The organism is Rhodococcus sp. IC4_135 (genome assembly GCF_011602025.1).
Classification (GTDB): domain Bacteria; phylum Actinomycetota; class Actinomycetes; order Mycobacteriales; family Mycobacteriaceae; genus Rhodococcus_F; species Rhodococcus_F baikonurensis.
Map to the genome: position 1 here is coordinate 111,174 of NZ_JAAOLG010000012.1, position 16,432 is coordinate 127,605.

Here is a 16,432-nt window from a genome sequence, read left to right on the forward strand (position 1 = left end):
CACCCCAGGAGAGTTTGATGACCTCAGCGACCATTCCCGGTCTCAATGGAACTGACGGCACGCCCCCCACGCAGCACAAGGAACTGCTTGCATGGGTGCAAGAGGTTGCCGAACTCACCCAGCCTGATCGCGTCGTCTTCGCAGACGGCTCGGACGAAGAATGGGACCGACTGACAACGAAGTTGGTCGAGGCAGGAACCTTCACCCGCCTCAACGACGAAAAGAAGCCGAACTCTTTCCTCGGCAACTCCGATCCGTCCGATGTCGCGCGAGTCGAATCGCGTACGTACATCTGCTCGAAGGAAGAAATCGACGCAGGCCCCACCAACAACTGGATGGACCCCGCGGAGATGCGCACCCTCATGGGTGACCTGTACCGCGGTTGCATGCGTGGACGCACCATGTACGTCGTGCCGTTCTGCATGGGCCCCCTCGACGCCGAGGACCCGAAGCTGGGCGTCGAGCTCACCGATTCCGAGTACGTCGTCGTCTCCATGCGCGTCATGACCCGCATGGGCAGCAAGGTTCTCGACAAGCTCGGCACCGACGGATTCTTCGTCAAGGCGCTGCACTCGCTGGGCGCTCCGCTGGCCGAAGGCCAGGAAGACGTCGCGTGGCCGTGCAACGACACCAAGTACATCACCCACTTCCCCGAGGATCGTGAGATCTGGAGCTTCGGTTCCGGCTACGGCGGAAACGCTCTCCTGGGCAAGAAGTGCTACTCGCTGCGTATCGCTTCGGCAATGGCGCACGACGAGGGCTGGCTGGCCGAGCACATGCTCATCCTCAAGCTCATCTCGCCCGAGGACAAGGCCTACTACATCGCGGCGGCATTCCCCTCCGCTTGTGGCAAGACCAACCTCGCGATGATCCAGCCGACCATCCCCGGATGGCGCGCCGAGACCCTCGGTGACGACATCGCCTGGATGCGTTTCGGTGAGGACGGACAGCTCTACGCGGTCAACCCGGAATTCGGTTTCTTCGGCGTGGCTCCCGGCACCAACTGGTCGTCGAACCCCAACGCCATGCGCACCATCGACCAGGGCAACACGGTCTTCACCAACGTCGCTCTGACCGACGACGGTGACGTCTGGTGGGAAGGCCTCGAAGGCGACCCGCAGCACCTGATCGACTGGAAGGGCAACGAGTGGACGCCCGAGTCGGGCACCCATGCGGCTCATCCCAACTCGCGTTACTGCACCCCGATGTCGCAGTGCCCGATCATGGCTCCCGAGTGGGACGACCCGAAGGGCGTGCCGATCTCGGCAATCCTGTTCGGTGGACGCCGCAAGACGACGGTTCCGCTGGTCACCGAGGCTCGCGACTGGCAGCACGGCGTCTTCATGGGTGCAACGGTCGGCTCCGAGCAGACCGCAGCAGCCGAAGGCCAGGTCGGTACGGTTCGCCGCGATCCGATGGCGATGCTGCCGTTCCTCGGCTACAACGTCGGTGACTACTTCCAGCACTGGATCGACCTCGGCAAGTCCGCGGACGCGTCCAAGCTCCCCAAGGTCTTCTACGTCAACTGGTTCCGCCGCGGCGACGACGGACGCTTCCTGTGGCCAGGCTTCGGCGAGAACTCTCGCGTCCTGAAGTGGATCGTCGAGCGCATCGAGCACAAGGCTGCCGGCATCGACACCCCGATCGGCGTCGTTCCCACCGGATCGGCACTCGACATCGAAGGCCTCGACGTGTCGGACGCCGACATCACCGAGGCCCTCGCGGTCAACATCGACGAGTGGAAGGCCGAGATCCCGCTCATCGAAGAGTGGTTCGACTTCGTCGGCGAGAAGCTGCCGACCGGCATTCGTGACGAGTTCGAAGCTCTGAAGCAGCGGTTGGCCTGATAAACCGCCCCCGTATGTAGTGGCCTGATGCCGCATTGGTTCAATTTGATGAACCGATGCGGCATCGGTCGTCTGTATGCCCTTGCCTGTAGCCGTTATGCAGTTCAGCCGTTATGCAGTTCAGCCGTAAAGCAGTGATCAGCGAGCGGGTCGACACACTCGATCCTCAGGAGGACCAGATATGAGCGGGATCTACAACAACGTGACCGAATTGGTCGGGCGCACCCCGATCGTGCGGCTCAACCGTCTGACCGAGGGCGTGGACGCACAGGTCGCCGTCAAGCTCGAGTTCTACAACCCGGCCAACAGCGTCAAGGACCGGATCGGCGTGGCGATCATCGACGCCGCCGAGAAGTCCGGTGCACTCAAGCCCGGTGGCACGATCGTCGAGGGCACCAGTGGTAACACCGGTATCGCACTCGCCATGGTCGGCGCTGCTCGCGGCTACAAGGTCATCCTGACCATGCCCGAGACCATGTCCACCGAGCGTCGCGTGATGCTGCGTGCTTACGGCGCCGAGATCGTCCTGACCCCGGGCTCGGAGGGCATGGCCGGTGCAGTCGCCAAGGCCAAGGAAATCGTCGAGCAGACCGAGAACGCTGTCTCGGCCAGCCAGTTCGCGAACCCGGCCAACCCGGCCATCCACGAGGCCACGACGGGCGAAGAGGTCTGGGCCGACACCGACGGCGCCGTCGACATCTTCGTGTCCGGCATCGGCACCGGCGGCACCATCACCGGCGTCGGACGCACCCTTCGCAAGTACAAGCCCGAGGTCAAGATCGTCGGTGTCGAGCCCATCGACTCGCCGATCCTCAACGGTGGCCAGCCCGGCCCCCACAAGATCCAGGGAATCGGCGCGAACTTCGTGCCCGACGTCCTCGATCGTGAGATCTACGACGAGATCATCGACGTTTCGTTCCCCGATTCCATCGAGGTCGCTCGCGCGCTCGGCACCAAGGAAGGCATCCTGGGCGGCATCTCGTCCGGTGCCATCGTCTGGGCCGCACTCGAGTTGGCGAAGCGTCCGGAAAATGCCGGCAAGCTGATCGTGGCTGTCGTGTGTGACTTCGGCGAGCGTTACATCTCCACCCCGCTGTTCGAACACATCCGGGACTGAGACTTGTGAGTATCCTCGGGACAATTCGCGAGGACCTGCAGGCTGCGCGCGGTCAGGATCCTGCCGCGCGCAGCAATGTGGAGAACGCGCTCGTTTATTCAGGGCTGCATGCCATTTGGGCGCATCGGGTTGCGCATCGCATGTGGGTCGTCCCTGCGCTACGCGGCCCGGCGCGAGTGCTCTCGCAGCTGACGCGCTTCGTCACCGGCATCGAGATCCATCCGGGTGCCACCATCGGTCGACGGTTCTTCATCGACCACGGCATGGGCGTCGTGATCGGGGAGACGGCCGAAGTCGGTAACGACGTGATGCTCTATCACGGCGTCACTCTCGGTGGTCGCTCGCTCGAGCAGGTCAAGCGTCACCCGACGCTGGGTGACCGGGTCACCGTCGGCGCTGGTGCCAAGATCCTCGGACCTGTCGTCATCGGTGAAGGTAGCGCTATCGGCGCCAATGCCGTTGTCACCAGAGATGTTCCGGCCGAATCCATCGCGACGGGTATCCCGGCGGTGGCGCGGCCACGGACTACCAAGGAGAAACTGGTGGACCCGAACAGTTACATCGATCCTGCGATGTACATCTGAAGCTGTCCTTCTTCGATGGCCACCCTCGTGTAGACGACGGGTGGTCATCGGCGTCTGCTCAGGGTCGCGTCAGGCGCCACCCGAGACGTCCCAGTACGACGGCCGTCAAAGCACCCAGTATTGCTCCGATCAGGGGATAGCAGGCGAGAATTAACCACTGAGGCGATTTGTCTGGGAGCGCCATGTAGGAGATGTTTAGGCTCGACTCGTAGTCGCGACTCATCTGCACACCCCGGATCGGTTCGTACGCCCCCTGATAGACGATTGTCTCGTCGGGACTGGTCATCACGTCGATCAGACCGCCCACCAGGGGAATTCCCCCGACGACAAATCCCAGAACCGCCAGAATCACGATCAGTGCGCGCATCGAACGAGCCTATCGCCCGGCCGGAAGTTCAGACTGTGATCGACGGTTCTTCGGGCGTCGAAAGGGTCAGGATCGCCCGCACGACACGTGGGCTCTGCTCGAGTGAGCGTTCGAGTTCGCGCAGCGTGTGGGCCACACGGGATTCCGCGTAGTCACCGACCAGATCGACGCTGGCCACCAGGTACACCTGCCGCGGCCCGAGGTATTCCATGCGCAGGAACGTGATTCGGTTGATCTCGGGCAGTCGGGTTAGAGCCTCGACGGCTGCTGCTCGCAGCGTCGGCGAGGCCTCTTCGCCGACCAGGAAGCGGCGGTTGCGGTCGATCAAGATGATCGCGATGACCCCGAGGAGAATGCCGACGAAGATGGAACCGAGGGCGTCGGGGATCGGTGAACCGGTGATCTGGTGCAGTAGGACGCCGACGAATGCGATGACCAAACCGATCAGTGCTGCAGCATCTTCGGCGAACACGGCCCGGGTCGTCGGGTCGGATGTGTTGAGCGCCTGGGCCATGACGTCGCGGTTCACGGCGGACGCTTCGGTTCGGAGTTGCTTGTACGCCTGCCGGAACGAGATGCCTTCGAGGACGAACGAGACGCCGAGGACTGCGTAGGCGACACCGAAGTCGGTGGCCGGTTCGGAATGGAACAGTTCCTGGATGCCGTGGGTGATCGACACACCCGCGCCGAGCGCAAACAGTCCGAGGGCGGCGAACATCGACCAGATGTAGGCCTCCCGGCCGTACCCGAGTGGCTGGTCTCGGTCCGGTACCCGTTTCGAGCGGCGGTTCGCGATCAGCAGCAGCACTTCGTTGCCGGTATCGGCCCAGGAGTGGGTGGCCTCGGCGACCATCGATGCAGATCCGGTGACGATGGCGGCCGCCGTCTTGGCACCGGCGATCAGCGCGTTCGCCGCAAACGCCAGAACGACTGTCGTGGTGCTCTCGTCGCCGTTTCCCGTCGGCTCGGCCTTGGGTTCGATGCTCACGAACTTCAGGCTAGGCGGGTGGCGACGGTTTCGTGCGGTGACGCTCGGCGACGGAGCGCAGCAGGGGGTCGACGGCGTCGTGGAACTGCGTCAGGCCCGGCTCTTCGACGGGAAAGTGCCCGCACCCGTCCAGCATCACGAATTCGGTGGGTGCGTTGATGCGGCGGAGGAACTGCAGGCTCAGTTCGGGTGGCGTCCATCGGTCGTCGGCCGGGTGGGTGAGCAGAACGGGCGTCGTCCGAAATGCTTCGGGTGCGGTGTGCTCGAACGAGAAGTAGCTGCTGAGGAATCCGAGTGGCACCCGAACACCGCCACCGCGCGGATCGGTTGCGCACAGCGTCGCGAGTTCACGGTTGCTGCTCATGTTCGCGACGTCGGCGACCCAACGGATGGGCACGCGGATACGGCCCACCAGTCGTTCGGTGCGGCGCATCAGGGGAGCGCCATAGACACCCATCGGGCCGAACCGCGCCGCGGCAGCTCTGGCCGACGGATTCGCGGGATCGAGCAGACAGGTAGCGACGACGGCGTCGGCCAGACCGGTCCGCGCGGCTACCTCGTAGGCCAGCAGACCGCCGATGCTGGCTCCCAGAAGCACCAGCGGCCGATCGTCGGCTGCTTTCTCGGCCCGGACGAGGTCACAGAGGAGTTCGACCCACTGCTCGTACCGGACGCCGGCGGGATCGCCTACGACGGTGTCGCCGTACAGCGGAAGATCGGGGAAGAGGACTTCGGCTCCGAGTTTCACGCCGATCCCCGCGAACGGCCACAAAGCGCCCGAGTACCCGCCGGCGCCGTGGATACCGAGAACACGAACCGGCGCGTCTGGAACCACTGCCCGTGCGACGTGGACGGTGTTGCCGTTCCACTCCCACCACGTCGTGGTCGGCTCCGGCATGTGGGCGGTGTACCGGTCGGGCATAAACTTCGAGTAATCGGCGCTGGTCACCTACACAATTCTCGGTACCGGCGTCGCGGCTGACAACTCGCATCGGAGGACCGTGTCGACTCGGCGGAAAAGGCCCTCCCAGCAGCGCTCGAGGGCTACCTACGACGCGATCCTGGAGGCAGCTACTCGCGTTTTCGCTGCGGAAGCCATGGCGGCGACCACCAACCGGATCGCTGACGAGGCAGGCGTCTCGGTGGGCTCGCTCTACCAGTATTTCGGCGACAAGTACGAGATCCTCTCGGAGTTGGCGAACCGTCACGTGAGTGCTGCGCGGGAGAGTTTTGCGGTCTGCCTTGCCGACATCGTCGAGCGTGAACTCACTCCGGACGAGGCTGTCAGGTCGTTGGTGGAGTGCGCGATCGAAGTGAACAGTAATCCGCGACAGTTCTTTCACCTGCTCTACGATCAGGTTCCTCGGACCCCTGAGCTCATCGAACAGGTCGAAGGAATGAATCGGCAACTGGTACTAGGTTTTTCGGAATACTTGCAGAGTCGTGGTTTCAGTGTGGACGATGCGTTGTTGACGTCGCGGTTGACTGTGACTGCCGTGGACGGCCAGGTGCATCGGGTTGTGCTGGAATCGGATTCACCCGAAGAACTTCGCGTGCGAACGGAAGCCGTCGTGCGGCAGGCGAGATCGATGATCGCGTCGGAATCCTGATCCGGTGTATCGAATGGTGACTGCGGTCCGTTATGGTTCTGACGTCATCATCGAGGTAATGGGAAGTCGGTGCAATTCCGGCGCGGTCCCGCCACTGTGAGGTCGTCCACGCGTCGACCGTAGCCAGATACCACCCTCGTTGACGTTGTGTCATGCCACGAGGATGGATCGGTCACACCATGAATGCTGTTGGCGGAGCTCTGTCTCCACCTACCCACCTGCCTTCGCCGAAGGCCGGTGCGCCTCGAGGACGGCTCAGTCCGGGTATCGTGCTGCCCGCTCTGCTGGTCGTCACCGTGCTCTCTGCTGTGTGCGCGTTGGCATTCGGATCCGAGATGCTCCCTGTGTCCACTGTGGTGGACGTGGTGCACTCGCGCTTCGGAGGCCCACCCGTCACGCGTTCCGAACTTGCGATCGTGTGGGGAATCAGAGCACCTCGGGTACTGCTCGGTCTGGCCGTCGGCGCTGGTCTTGCCGTCGCCGGTGCGGTGGTGCAAACCCTCGTCCGTAACGCTCTTGCCGATCCCCACCTGCTGGGAGTGTCGTCCGGCGCGAGTGTCGGTGCCACCGCCGTCATCACCACCGGACTGTTCGCCGGCGCCGGAGTATGGGCGCTCAGCTTCGGTGCGATGATCGGGGCATTGGGTGCTGCGATTCTCGTCTTCACCATCGCGACACTGCAAGGCGGCATCACCCCGCTGCGATTGGTTCTGACCGGGACAGTCACCGCATCCGCCCTGTCGGCGATCGCGAGTTTTCTGGTGCTGCGCACCAACGACTCACAGGCCGCACAGTCCGTATTGTTCTGGCTCCTGGGAAGTTTGGCCGGGGCCTCCTGGGACAAGTTGTGGGCGCCGGTCATCGTTGTGGTCCTGCTGACGGCAGCAGTGTTCGCCCTGCACGGTTGGCTCGACGCACTGGCGGCCGGGCCGGACGTCGCCGCTTCGCTCGGTATTCCCATCCGAACCCTGCGAAACGTGTTGTTCGGAGTGCTGGCAGCGTTGGTCGGCACGATGGTTGCAGTGTCCGGCGCGATTGCCTTCGTAGGCTTGGTTATTCCGCACGTCACACGCATGATCGTCGGAGCCAGACATCGAGTGGTATTGCCGGCGGCAGCACTGATCGGCGCGTCGTTCCTGGTATGGGTCGACGTCGTGGCGCGGACCTCGTTGCGACCGACGGAGATCCCGCTGAGCGTGGTGACCGGGGTGATCGGCGCCCCGCTGTTTCTTCTGCTTCTCGGCCGTCGGCGCTACCGATTCGGGGGTAGTTCGTGAGCGCCCGAGCGCTGCCGCTGACAGCGTCCGGAGTCGTTGTCCGCATCGACCGTCGAACCATCGTCAAAGGCGTCGACATCGCGGCTGACGCCGGCGCAGTGGTCGGCGTGGTTGGTCCGAACGGTTCGGGCAAGTCGACGTTCTTGCGGGCTCTTGCCGGTCTCGGGCCGATCGCCGACGGTGACGTTCGCGTCGGCGACGAGTCGGTCCACACGATGTCCGCGCGTTCGCGGGCCAAAGCCATTTCCTTTGTGGCGCAGGAAGAGCAGAGTCCCGCCGATTTGTTGGTGCACGAGTACGTGACTCTGGGCCGCACACCACATGCAAAGCCCTGGAGTGTCGGCGGCAAGGACGAGAAGGCCGTCGTTGATCGTGCTCTGGGCGAGGTCGGAATGATCGAGCACCGGTTCTCTTCCATGGACACGCTGTCCGGTGGGGAGCGTCGGCGGGTGTTTCTCGCCCGGGGACTCGCGCAGGACGCCGGCGTGCTCATCCTCGACGAGCCGACCAATCATCTCGACATCCGGCACCAACTCGAACTGCTCGATCTGGTCCGGTCGCTGGACCGGACGGTGATCATGGCACTGCACGACCTCGATTTGGCTGCAGCAGTGTGTGATCGGGTGCTCGTTCTCGCGGATGGCGTGGGCCACGCGTTCGGCCATCCCTCCGACGTACTCACGACCTCGGTCGTGGCAACTGTTTTCGGCGTCGAGACATTCGCGCTCGTGAACCCGGTTACCGGCCGTTCACACCTCGTATTCGAATCACGAAATCCTCAACCACAACACACATTTTCGGAGAGTGCACTTTGATACACGTCAAGACCCGAGCGTCGTTCGGTGCGGTCGCAGCCGCAACAGCGTTGTTGGCCGTGTCCGGATGCTCGGCAACCACGCCCGTCGACGACTCCGCGGACAAGACTTCGGTCACGCTGGAGAACTGCGGAACGGAAAGCACTTTCCAACGTCCGATCGAAAAAGTTGTTGCGACAAGCAATGCGGCCAATATCGGCACCATTCTCCGAGTCGGCGGTCTGGATCGCCTCGCTGCCGTCGTGTTGAACACGAACAACGACGCGGTCATGGACTCGATGTTCGGTCCCGGAATCGCCGACGTTCCACACCTGGACGGAACGATCACGATGGAGACGATTCTGGGTAAGCAGGCGGACCTGGTGGTCGGGTCCTACAGCGGCTTGTTCAAGGGCGCCTCCGGCGTGACGCCGGAATCACTGCAGAGCAACAATATCGATGCATATGTCATCTCCGACAGTTGTCGGCAGAGCGCCGCCGCGGATTCCGCGCTCGGAACGATGGGGCCGTGGGATGCTCTCCGTGCGGACGTGACCAATTACGGAAAGCTGTTCGGAACCGAGGACACCGCCGCCCAGGCTCAGACCGAATTGGATTCGCGTTTGGCGCGTCTGGAGTCGGCGCCGGATGCCGCCGACAAGCCGAAGGTACTGATCTACGACAGCGGTGAAGAAGATCTGTACACCAGTGGAGGCAACGGAGCCCCCAACGGAATCATCGACGCGGCCGGAGGAACCAACGTGTTCGCCGATGTCGACAACACCTGGTTCAAAGCGAGCTGGGAGACCGTAGCGAAGTCCGAACCCGACGTCATCGTGATCATGGACTACAAGAAGAGCGCTGACGAAGTACAGGGGAAGATCGACGCGATCAAGAGCCGAGAAGGCCTACGCGACCTCGACGCCGTCAAGCAGAACCGCTTCGTCGTACTTCCGCTCGCCATGTTCACCAGCGGATTCCCCAACATCTACGGCGCGGAACAGTTGCGCGCGAAGATCGAAGAGTTCGGGCTGGCTCCGTCGAGCAGCATCGACTGGACAACCGCGCCGTCGGCATGAGCGACAATCGGTCCTCGCGTCGGGTGATCGTCGTATTACGGCCGACTGTCAGTGGCCTGGACGAGTCGGCTGCACGGCGGATGCTCGACGCTGTTCAGGCGGGCACAGACGTCGACGTTTGCGTTGCGTACCTCGACATCGCGTCGCCGAGCCTTCACGAGGAACTCGATCGAGCGCATACCGATGACGTGGACAAGGTCGTGTTGATTCCCGTTGCGGTTCCGAGGGATCGGTACCTGCTCACGTGGACCAGCAAGGCGGTCGCGAACTGGCGTGAAACCCGGATCGACGCCGAACTGGAAGTGTCGCTACACGAATCGGAATCTTTGGAAGGTGCAGTGGCCGCGCAGGTGATCGACGAACTCGACTCGGCGGGAAAGCCGATCACTGCCAGTCCGGCGTCGTATCGCAGTCCGGCCTGGTCCGTGATCGAACCGCACGAGACTCATCTGTTGGTGTGCAAGGGCCCGCGCTGTATGGCGTACGGAGCGGGACCGTTGCACCGAGCCATGAGCGCCGCGGCCAAAGGAACGTCGGCAAAGGTGACGGGAACGGGTTGTCTGAGCCCGTGCAACCTTGGGCCCTTGGTGATCGCGAACCCTGGTGGTACGTGGTTCGGTCATGTGAACGCCGGAGACGCCGACGCGTTGGTGTCCGGTCACGAGGATCACTTGGTGGATCACGTTCTGGACCGATAGATGCAGAGTCGGTGAGAGCAAAGAACCCGCTGAGCGCGACGTGCGCTCAGCGGGTTCTGTTGTCCTGTCTCAGGAACCGAACGGAAGGGTTCCCGGCGGGATCTGGTATCCACTGCTGCCGACGGAGGCGCTGCCCCAGAGTGCGAGGAAAGCGTTGATGGCGTTGGTGAGCATATGAATGTCCTTTGTGAGATGACTGATTCGTTTTCGACGGTACCGGGTGGATCTGTGGATTCGCTGGGAGTTGGCACCCATTTCATGGGGTTGGCACCCGTTCCGGCAGGTCGGAACGGGTGCCAACTGTCAGCAAAGGGTGCTGGCCTCGGGTGGGTCAGCCCACGTAGCCGGGCGGCATGAGTACGGACTTGGTCTCGCAGAAGGCTTCGAGGCCCTCGGGTCCGTTCTCGCGACCGATACCGGAGTTCTTGTAACCACCGAACGGTGATCCGGGATCGAAGGCGTACCAGTTGATCGCGTAGGTACCCGTGCGGATCTGCGCGGCAACTTCGAGTCCGTGATCGATGTCGGTGGTCCACACCGATCCGGCGAGGCCGTAATCGGAATCGTTGGCGATCTTGATGGCCTCGTCCTCGGAGTCGTACGGAATCACCGAGAGAACGGGTCCGAAGATCTCCTCACGTGCGATGGTCATCGAGTTGTCCACGTCGGCGAAGATCGTCGGCTCGACGTACCAGCCCTTGTCCAGGCCGGCGGGACGTCCACCACCGAGTACGACGCGTGCGCCTTCTTCCTTGCCCTTGGCGATGTATCCCTCGACGCGCTCGCGCTGCTTCTCGGAGATCAGCGGGCCGAGTTGTGCTGCGGGATCGGACGGATCGCCGACGGTCATGAAGCCTGCGGCGGTCTTCATTCCCTCGATGACCTCGTCGTAACGCGAACGGGGAGCGAGGATTCGGGTCTGAGCGACACAGGCCTGACCGGTGTTCATCAGGCCGGACATGACGAGCATCGGCATTCCGGCGGCGATGTCGGCGTCCTCGAGGATGATCGCGGCGGACTTGCCACCCAGTTCGAGGGAGCAGCGCTTGAGGTTCTGTGCGGCGATGGCACCGATCTTGCGGCCGACGGCACTGGATCCGGTGAACGTGATCTTGTCGATGCCCGCATGAGAGACCAGGTATTCGCCGGTCTCGGCTCCGCCGGGGAGCACGGAGATGACGCCTTCGGGAACGCCTGCCTCGGTGAAGATCTCGGCGATCACGTGGACGGAGAGAGGGGATTCGGGTGCGGGCTTGAGCAGTACGGTGCAGCCGGCGAGCAGCGCGGGGGCCAGCTTGTTGATCGCCAGGAACAGCGGGACGTTCCAGGCCAGCACGGCGGCGACGACGCCGACGGGCTCACGGGTCACCTTGGTCTGCCCGAATGCGCCGGTGCGCTTCTCTTCCCACGCGAACTTGTCGGCCAGCTCGGCGTAGTAGCCCAGCGTCGCCATCGACGGGGTCTGCTGCATCATGCCGACCATGGCGGGCGGCTGGCCCATCTCGTTGGAGATGAGCTGGTTGATCTCCGCGCTGCGCTCTTCGATCAGCTTGGCGGCCTTGGCGAGGATCGCGCCGCGCTCGGCGGGGGTGGTGCGTGACCACGGTCCCTCGAACGCCGCGCGGGCTGCGGACACGGCCGCGTCGATGTCTGCCGGTGCTGCGATGGGACAGCTGCCGACGCGCTCCTCCGTTGCGGGAGAGAACACTTCGAGTACCTGGTCGGTGGCCGGGGCCACCCATGCTCCACCGATGTAGAGCTTGTCGTAGTCAGTCATCAATTCATTCCTCGGTGTTGTCGGTCGCCGCGAGGGCATACGCGTCGTCTGCCTGTGCGGTGTCGGTGAAACTGGTGAATCCGTATTTCTCGTGCGGTCCGATGGCGGCTACCTCGAAGAGACCGGTGCCGGTATGGGTGTTCGCGCCTTCGGTGAGCGTGAAGGACGCGAGATTGTCGACGGGGGAGAACATGCGTTGGAACGGTTCGATCTCGTGGACCTTGTGGCGCAGGCCCTGTACGACGAGTTCGCCCTGCCACATTCCGTGACGCCAGTCCTGTTCGAGTCCGTAGCCGGTGCCGATTCCGATGTAGTTGGCCAGCAACAGTTCGCAGGTGACGGTGAGGACTTCACCGCCCGGCCGGTGGAAGGTGACGATCGCTCCGGTGACATCGCGGGTGTCGGGGCAGAACGTCAACTCGTGTTCGGGCCGGCCGAGCCATTCGTTGTCCCTGGCTTCGTCCGGCCACACCCGCATGGCTTCTTCGACGATGCGCCTGCCCTGTTCGTCTTCCTGCATGATCACCGAAATCGTGAACTCGTCGAACTGCATGACCGCATAGATCCAGAAGAAGTTCTGGATTCCGTCCACGGCGCGTCTGCCTTGCGGTTCGGCTTCTCCGACCGGGCGCACGCCCCACGAGCGGTCGCGGTTTCCCCGCCATGTCGTGGGGTCGATCGCGAGTTCCTCCCCGTCGACGGTGAGCGATCCGGTCCAGGTTCCGGTCTGCAGGAAGCGTGAGGTGTCGAACGTGACTCGTTCGAGTTGGCGGCGAAAGTGCTTGGGCTCGAGCGCTGCCGGGATGGTGGCATCGAAGGTGATGTCGAAGGAGAGATCGTAGTCGCTGCCCGGCTCGAGGACGACGCGGAGCTTCTGCAGTCCTTCGAGCACTTCGATGCGCAAAGGTCCGACGGTGGTGTCGGTACGGTCGGCGCCCAGAGCCTTCGACATGCGAGCAACGATGTGGTCGTCGCCGCGGCGAAGCACTGCGAATGCGTCCATGACGCCGAGGTTGGGGTACTGGCCGAGTCCGACGATGAGGAACACGTCGGGGGATTCGGTGGGGTAGCAGTTGAAGTAGTAGCGGTCGTAGAAGTTTCGATCCGAGGTGGCTACGTGACGGATCGGTTCGGCGATCTGGTGAACGGGATAGTCGTCCATCGGTGAGAGCATGTCAGGCCAACCTCTCCCAGTAGGTACCGTCGAGCATCGCGGCGAGCGAAGCGCGGTGCATGATCATGTCGTCAGGGTCTTCGGGGCGCTGCGACTGCCCGAAAGCTATGGCGCGGGCCTGGATTCGCCACATGATCACCGCCTGGCGCAGTGCGGCGTAGGTAACGTAGAACTCCAGATCGTGTGGGGTGTGGCCGGTGATCTCGGCGTAGGTCTGCGCGAGATCCGGCAGTCGAAGGAAGTCGGGAAGACCGGGTAGGTTGGCCAGTCCGGCGATGTCCTCGAAGAACCTGTGCAGGAATGCCATCCAGCCCAGATCCATCTCTCGTGGGCCGAGAGTTGCCATTTCCCAGTCGAGTACGGCTACCGGCGCGAAGTCCTGGTACATGACGTTGCCGATGCGCGAGTCGCCCCAACAGAGCACCGCCGGAGAATCGTCCGCGGGATTGTTCTCCTCGATCCAGTCGAGGGCACGTTCGATGAGCGGTGATCTGACGCCGTCGGAAACCACCCACTCGTAGTACGCGCGCTGCTCGGCGATGTGCGCCGTGAATGCTTCTCGTGCAGTCGTTCCCGAATTCGGGAGTCGGAGGAAGTCGAAACGCTCACAAGGCTTGTCGATGGCGTGCAATTGAGCCAGGACGCCGACCGAGCTGCGCTGGAGGGTTTTTCGCTGCTCGGGGGACGCTTCGGTGACCCAAGATCCGAAGTTGTACGGCATGACGTCGGGCGGCACGTCGCCGGAGATTCGTTCCATCACGAAGAACGGGGCACCCAACGCGTCCGGATCGGACTCTGACCAGTACACCGCAGGCACGGGCACCGCCGAATGCTCTCGCACCTGAGCCATGGTGCGGAACTGGGATTCGAGGTCGTACGTCGGAAACACCGGCATGGTCGATTCCGTCGGCGCCACCCGGGCGACCAAGGGATGATGATCGCCGTCCCAGGTGGCGTCGAAAAGAATGGTTTCACTGGACATGCCGTTGGCTGCGGGCAAGGTGACGTCGGCGACGGTCACGGTGGATCCGCTCGGCACCTTCCCGGCCATCCACCGTTCCAGTCGCTCACGGAGGTCTTCGGTGTCGCGGAGGGAATCGCTCGGTCGGGCGACCTGGGCGTGATGCTCGGCTTCATCTGTCGAAGAAGCGGTCGAGGCAACGTCAGATGAGGAAGCGTCTGGGCTCACGGTCACCTCCTTCCCGTAGGCGTCACGTGCAATGCCCGTAACGGTGTGAGTCAGAACACTAAAACACGTTACAGAAATTGGGAACAGGTGGCACCCGTTTAGTGGGACTCCCTGCGGATTTATCGGGGAAGAACGCGTGTCAGATAACGGCGGTGAGTGAGAGCAAGCCCGCGCCGGTCAGAGTTCCGGCGTCACCCAGCTCGGCGGGAACGATCCGGAGCTCTTGAATGAACGACAAACGGGCATGTCGGGCAGCCGCGTCGAGCATCGGTTCCCACAGCGGTGTACCCGACTGGGCGAAACCGCCGCCGATCACCGCGAGGTCCACATCCAGGAGGGCGGCCGCCGAGGCGATGGCACCACCGAGTGCCGTGCCGGCGCGGCGAAGTGAGTCCACGGCGATGGTGTCCCCGCTGTGTGCGCTCTCGGCGAGCTGACGGCCGGTGGTGCCCGTCCATCCCTGGGTACGAGCCCATCGCACCGCGGCGGGCCCACTGGCCACCGTCTCGAGGCAGCCGACGCCCCCGCAGCTACACGGTTCGGCAGAGCCTGGAACGACGAGGTGGCCGATGTGACCGGCGTTCCCCGTGCGACCCCGAGCAATCTCGCCGCCGAGAACGATTCCGCCGCCGATTCCCGTCGAGACGACCAGGCTCAGGAGGTTCGGGGTCCCGCGTCCGGCGCCGTGGTGGAACTCCGCCAAAGCCGCTGCGGCTCCGTCCATGGCGAGGGCGGTTCCGGCGTCGGGAAAAACACTGCGAACGCCCGCTACCAGCTCGAATCCCTGTGCCCACTTGGAGATGTTGATGGGGGCGACGACGCCGGCGACGGTGTCCACCGGCCCGGCGCACGCGATGCCCACACCGTCGACGTCTCGGCCGTCGGCGACTCGCTCGAGCAGCGCCGCACACGCTCCCCACGGGTCGGTCTGCGGCGTCGGAACGCTGTCGACTACGGGAACACGGCCGTCCTCGGACACGACGCCGGCAGCCATCTTGGTGCCACCGATGTCGAGTGCGAGGCGCATGTCGCTATCGCTTTTCGAGAACCACGACGAGGTTGCTCACCAGGAACTCCCGCAGGCCGGGGACTCGGACCATCCACCACGCCCACGACGGGTGGTAGCGGGGGATCGCGGCGAGCAATGTGCCCTGGCTGGTTCCACGGGCCCAGCGTAAGCCGTCGGTGGCGCCGACTTTGAACAACGACACCCCGAATCTGTTCTTCGGTTCGCGTCCGGTCTTGCGGAGGTACCGCTTGGCCGCGTACTCGCCGCCCAGTGCGTGCCACGGTCCGGTTTCGTGGCCACCGAACGGACCCCACCACAGGGTGTACGAGAGAACCATCAAGCCGCCGGGCTTGGTCACTCGCAGCATTTCCTCGGCCATCAGCCAGGGTTCACTGACGTGTTCGGCCACGTTGGAGGAGAAGCAGATGTCGACGGACGAGTCCAGGAACGGCAGTGCCAAACCGGATCCACGCACCGCGCCGCCCACCGTCAGACCCGCTGCGTGCATCTCCGAAGGATCGGGTTCGACGGGAATGTAGCGGGCACCTGCGGCTTGAAAGACCTCCGCGAAATAGCCCGGACCGCCGCCCACGTCGAGGACGGTGAGACCGTCGAGGGATCGTCCGGTGTGACCTTCGTGCAGGTCCGAGATCAATTCGACGGAGTCGCGCGCGAGCGCGCCGTAGAAGATATCGGGCGCGGACTGCTCGTGGCGGAAGTCGCTGAGCAGGCCGAACGAGCGTTTCAGGGTTGCCCGTCGGCCGAAAATGCGGGTCACTGCGGGCTTGGTCACGGGTAGCAACTTTAGCCACTGGGCCGCCCGGTCCACGAACACCGTCAGGAGCGCGGCAATACGGACGCTCGAACAGTTAGGGTGTTCGGCAGGGTTACCGGCCGGTCAGGCGGGGCATCCCGCAGGATC

The 16,432-nt window shown here is 63.7% G+C and carries 16 protein-coding genes and 1 riboswitch; of the genes, 8 read left to right on the forward strand and 8 right to left on the reverse strand.

Translation table 11 applies throughout. The features are described from left to right. Positions 1-17 precede the first annotated feature (17 nt). The 3 genes from G8767_RS21335 to epsC all read left to right on the forward strand — a co-directional run bounded on the left by G8767_RS21335 (position 18) and on the right by epsC (position 3,548). Positions 18-1,847 (forward strand): phosphoenolpyruvate carboxykinase (GTP), encoded by a 1,830-nt coding sequence (locus G8767_RS21335; protein ID WP_003945806.1) that lies wholly within the window; start codon positions 18-20, stop codon positions 1,845-1,847. A 181-nt stretch (positions 1,848-2,028) separates the two neighbouring features. Then, positions 2,029-2,964, forward strand: a complete 936-nt coding sequence (gene cysK, locus G8767_RS21340; RefSeq protein ID WP_166811621.1) for a cysteine synthase A — start codon at positions 2,029-2,031, stop codon at positions 2,962-2,964. Positions 2,965-2,969: 5 nt separating this feature from the next. After that, on the forward strand, positions 2,970-3,548 hold the full coding sequence (gene epsC / locus G8767_RS21345) for a serine O-acetyltransferase EpsC (protein ID WP_019747116.1): 579 nt from the start codon (positions 2,970-2,972) through the stop codon (positions 3,546-3,548). A gap of 58 nt (positions 3,549-3,606) precedes the next feature. Here epsC and G8767_RS21350 read toward each other — a convergent pair whose 3' ends face one another. The 3 genes from G8767_RS21350 to G8767_RS21360 are packed head-to-tail and all read right to left on the reverse strand — an operon-like array spanning position 3,607 to position 5,852. Beyond that, the gene (locus G8767_RS21350) at positions 3,607-3,915 is read right to left on the reverse strand and encodes a hypothetical protein (protein WP_166811623.1); all 309 of its coding nucleotides are present in this window, start codon (positions 3,913-3,915) and stop codon (positions 3,607-3,609) included. A 28-nt stretch (positions 3,916-3,943) separates the two neighbouring features. Continuing rightward, complete coding sequence (locus G8767_RS21355; RefSeq protein ID WP_166811624.1) at positions 3,944-4,903, reverse strand: cation diffusion facilitator family transporter; 960 nt, start codon at positions 4,901-4,903, stop codon at positions 3,944-3,946. Positions 4,904-4,913: 10 nt separating this feature from the next. Then, entirely contained in the window at positions 4,914-5,852 is a 939-nt protein-coding gene (locus G8767_RS21360; protein WP_166811626.1) for an alpha/beta hydrolase, read from the reverse strand. A gap of 52 nt (positions 5,853-5,904) precedes the next feature. Between G8767_RS21360 and G8767_RS21365 the strand changes: the two genes are divergently transcribed. From G8767_RS21365 to G8767_RS21385, 5 genes are all read left to right on the forward strand, one after another. Then, positions 5,905-6,513, forward strand: a complete 609-nt coding sequence (locus G8767_RS21365) for a TetR/AcrR family transcriptional regulator (RefSeq protein WP_166811628.1) — start codon at positions 5,905-5,907, stop codon at positions 6,511-6,513. Between the two features lie 16 nt (positions 6,514-6,529). Then, a riboswitch (cobalamin riboswitch) is annotated at positions 6,530-6,667 on the forward strand. Positions 6,668-6,782: 115 nt separating this feature from the next. After that, positions 6,783-7,790: an iron ABC transporter permease gene (locus G8767_RS21370; RefSeq protein WP_166811698.1), complete on the forward strand. Its 1,008-nt coding sequence runs from the start codon at positions 6,783-6,785 to the stop codon at positions 7,788-7,790. After that, positions 7,787-8,605, forward strand: a complete 819-nt coding sequence (locus G8767_RS21375) for an ABC transporter ATP-binding protein (RefSeq protein ID WP_166811630.1) — start codon at positions 7,787-7,789, stop codon at positions 8,603-8,605. Before G8767_RS21370 ends, G8767_RS21375 begins: the two co-directional genes overlap by 4 nt. Beyond that, positions 8,602-9,663, forward strand: a complete 1,062-nt coding sequence (locus tag G8767_RS21380; protein ID WP_166811632.1) for an ABC transporter substrate-binding protein — start codon at positions 8,602-8,604, stop codon at positions 9,661-9,663. Before G8767_RS21375 ends, G8767_RS21380 begins: the two co-directional genes overlap by 4 nt. Continuing rightward, complete coding sequence (locus G8767_RS21385) at positions 9,660-10,361, forward strand: (2Fe-2S) ferredoxin domain-containing protein (protein WP_166811634.1); 702 nt, start codon at positions 9,660-9,662, stop codon at positions 10,359-10,361. Before G8767_RS21380 ends, G8767_RS21385 begins: the two co-directional genes overlap by 4 nt. Positions 10,362-10,692: 331 nt before the next feature. Here the strand turns inward: G8767_RS21385 and G8767_RS21390 are convergent, their stop codons facing one another. The 5 genes from G8767_RS21390 to G8767_RS21410 form a co-directional block, all read right to left on the reverse strand. Then, positions 10,693-12,138, reverse strand: a complete 1,446-nt coding sequence (locus G8767_RS21390; RefSeq protein WP_003945530.1) for an aldehyde dehydrogenase — start codon at positions 12,136-12,138, stop codon at positions 10,693-10,695. A 4-nt stretch (positions 12,139-12,142) separates the two neighbouring features. Beyond that, positions 12,143-13,312 carry a hypothetical protein gene (locus tag G8767_RS21395; RefSeq protein ID WP_166811636.1) on the reverse strand — a complete coding sequence of 390 codons (1,170 nt, stop codon included), beginning with the start codon at positions 13,310-13,312 and terminating at the stop codon, positions 12,143-12,145. Position 13,313: 1 nt separating this feature from the next. Continuing rightward, positions 13,314-14,501: a phosphotransferase family protein gene (locus G8767_RS21400; protein ID WP_166811638.1), complete on the reverse strand. Its 1,188-nt coding sequence runs from the start codon at positions 14,499-14,501 to the stop codon at positions 13,314-13,316. A 139-nt stretch (positions 14,502-14,640) separates the two neighbouring features. Further along, complete coding sequence (locus G8767_RS21405; RefSeq protein WP_166811640.1) at positions 14,641-15,528, reverse strand: ROK family protein; 888 nt, start codon at positions 15,526-15,528, stop codon at positions 14,641-14,643. Between the two features lie 4 nt (positions 15,529-15,532). Beyond that, complete coding sequence (locus G8767_RS21410) at positions 15,533-16,303, reverse strand: class I SAM-dependent methyltransferase (RefSeq protein WP_003945692.1); 771 nt, start codon at positions 16,301-16,303, stop codon at positions 15,533-15,535. Positions 16,304-16,432 lie beyond the last annotated feature (129 nt).

Coding starts and splice junctions, on each gene's coding strand:
- G8767_RS21350 (WP_166811623.1), bottom strand. CDS start 3,915: ATGCGCGCACTGATCGTGATTCTGGCGGTTCTGGGATTTGTCGTCGGG.
- cysK (WP_166811621.1), top strand. CDS start 2,029: ATGAGCGGGATCTACAACAACGTGACCGAATTGGTCGGGCGCACCCCG.
- G8767_RS21395 (WP_166811636.1), bottom strand. CDS start 13,312: ATGCTCTCACCGATGGACGACTATCCCGTTCACCAGATCGCCGAACCG.
- G8767_RS21335 (WP_003945806.1), top strand. CDS start 18: ATGACCTCAGCGACCATTCCCGGTCTCAATGGAACTGACGGCACGCCC.
- G8767_RS21405 (WP_166811640.1), bottom strand. CDS start 15,528: ATGCGCCTCGCACTCGACATCGGTGGCACCAAGATGGCTGCCGGCGTC.
- G8767_RS21390 (WP_003945530.1), bottom strand. CDS start 12,138: ATGACTGACTACGACAAGCTCTACATCGGTGGAGCATGGGTGGCCCCG.
- G8767_RS21385 (WP_166811634.1), top strand. CDS start 9,660: ATGAGCGACAATCGGTCCTCGCGTCGGGTGATCGTCGTATTACGGCCG.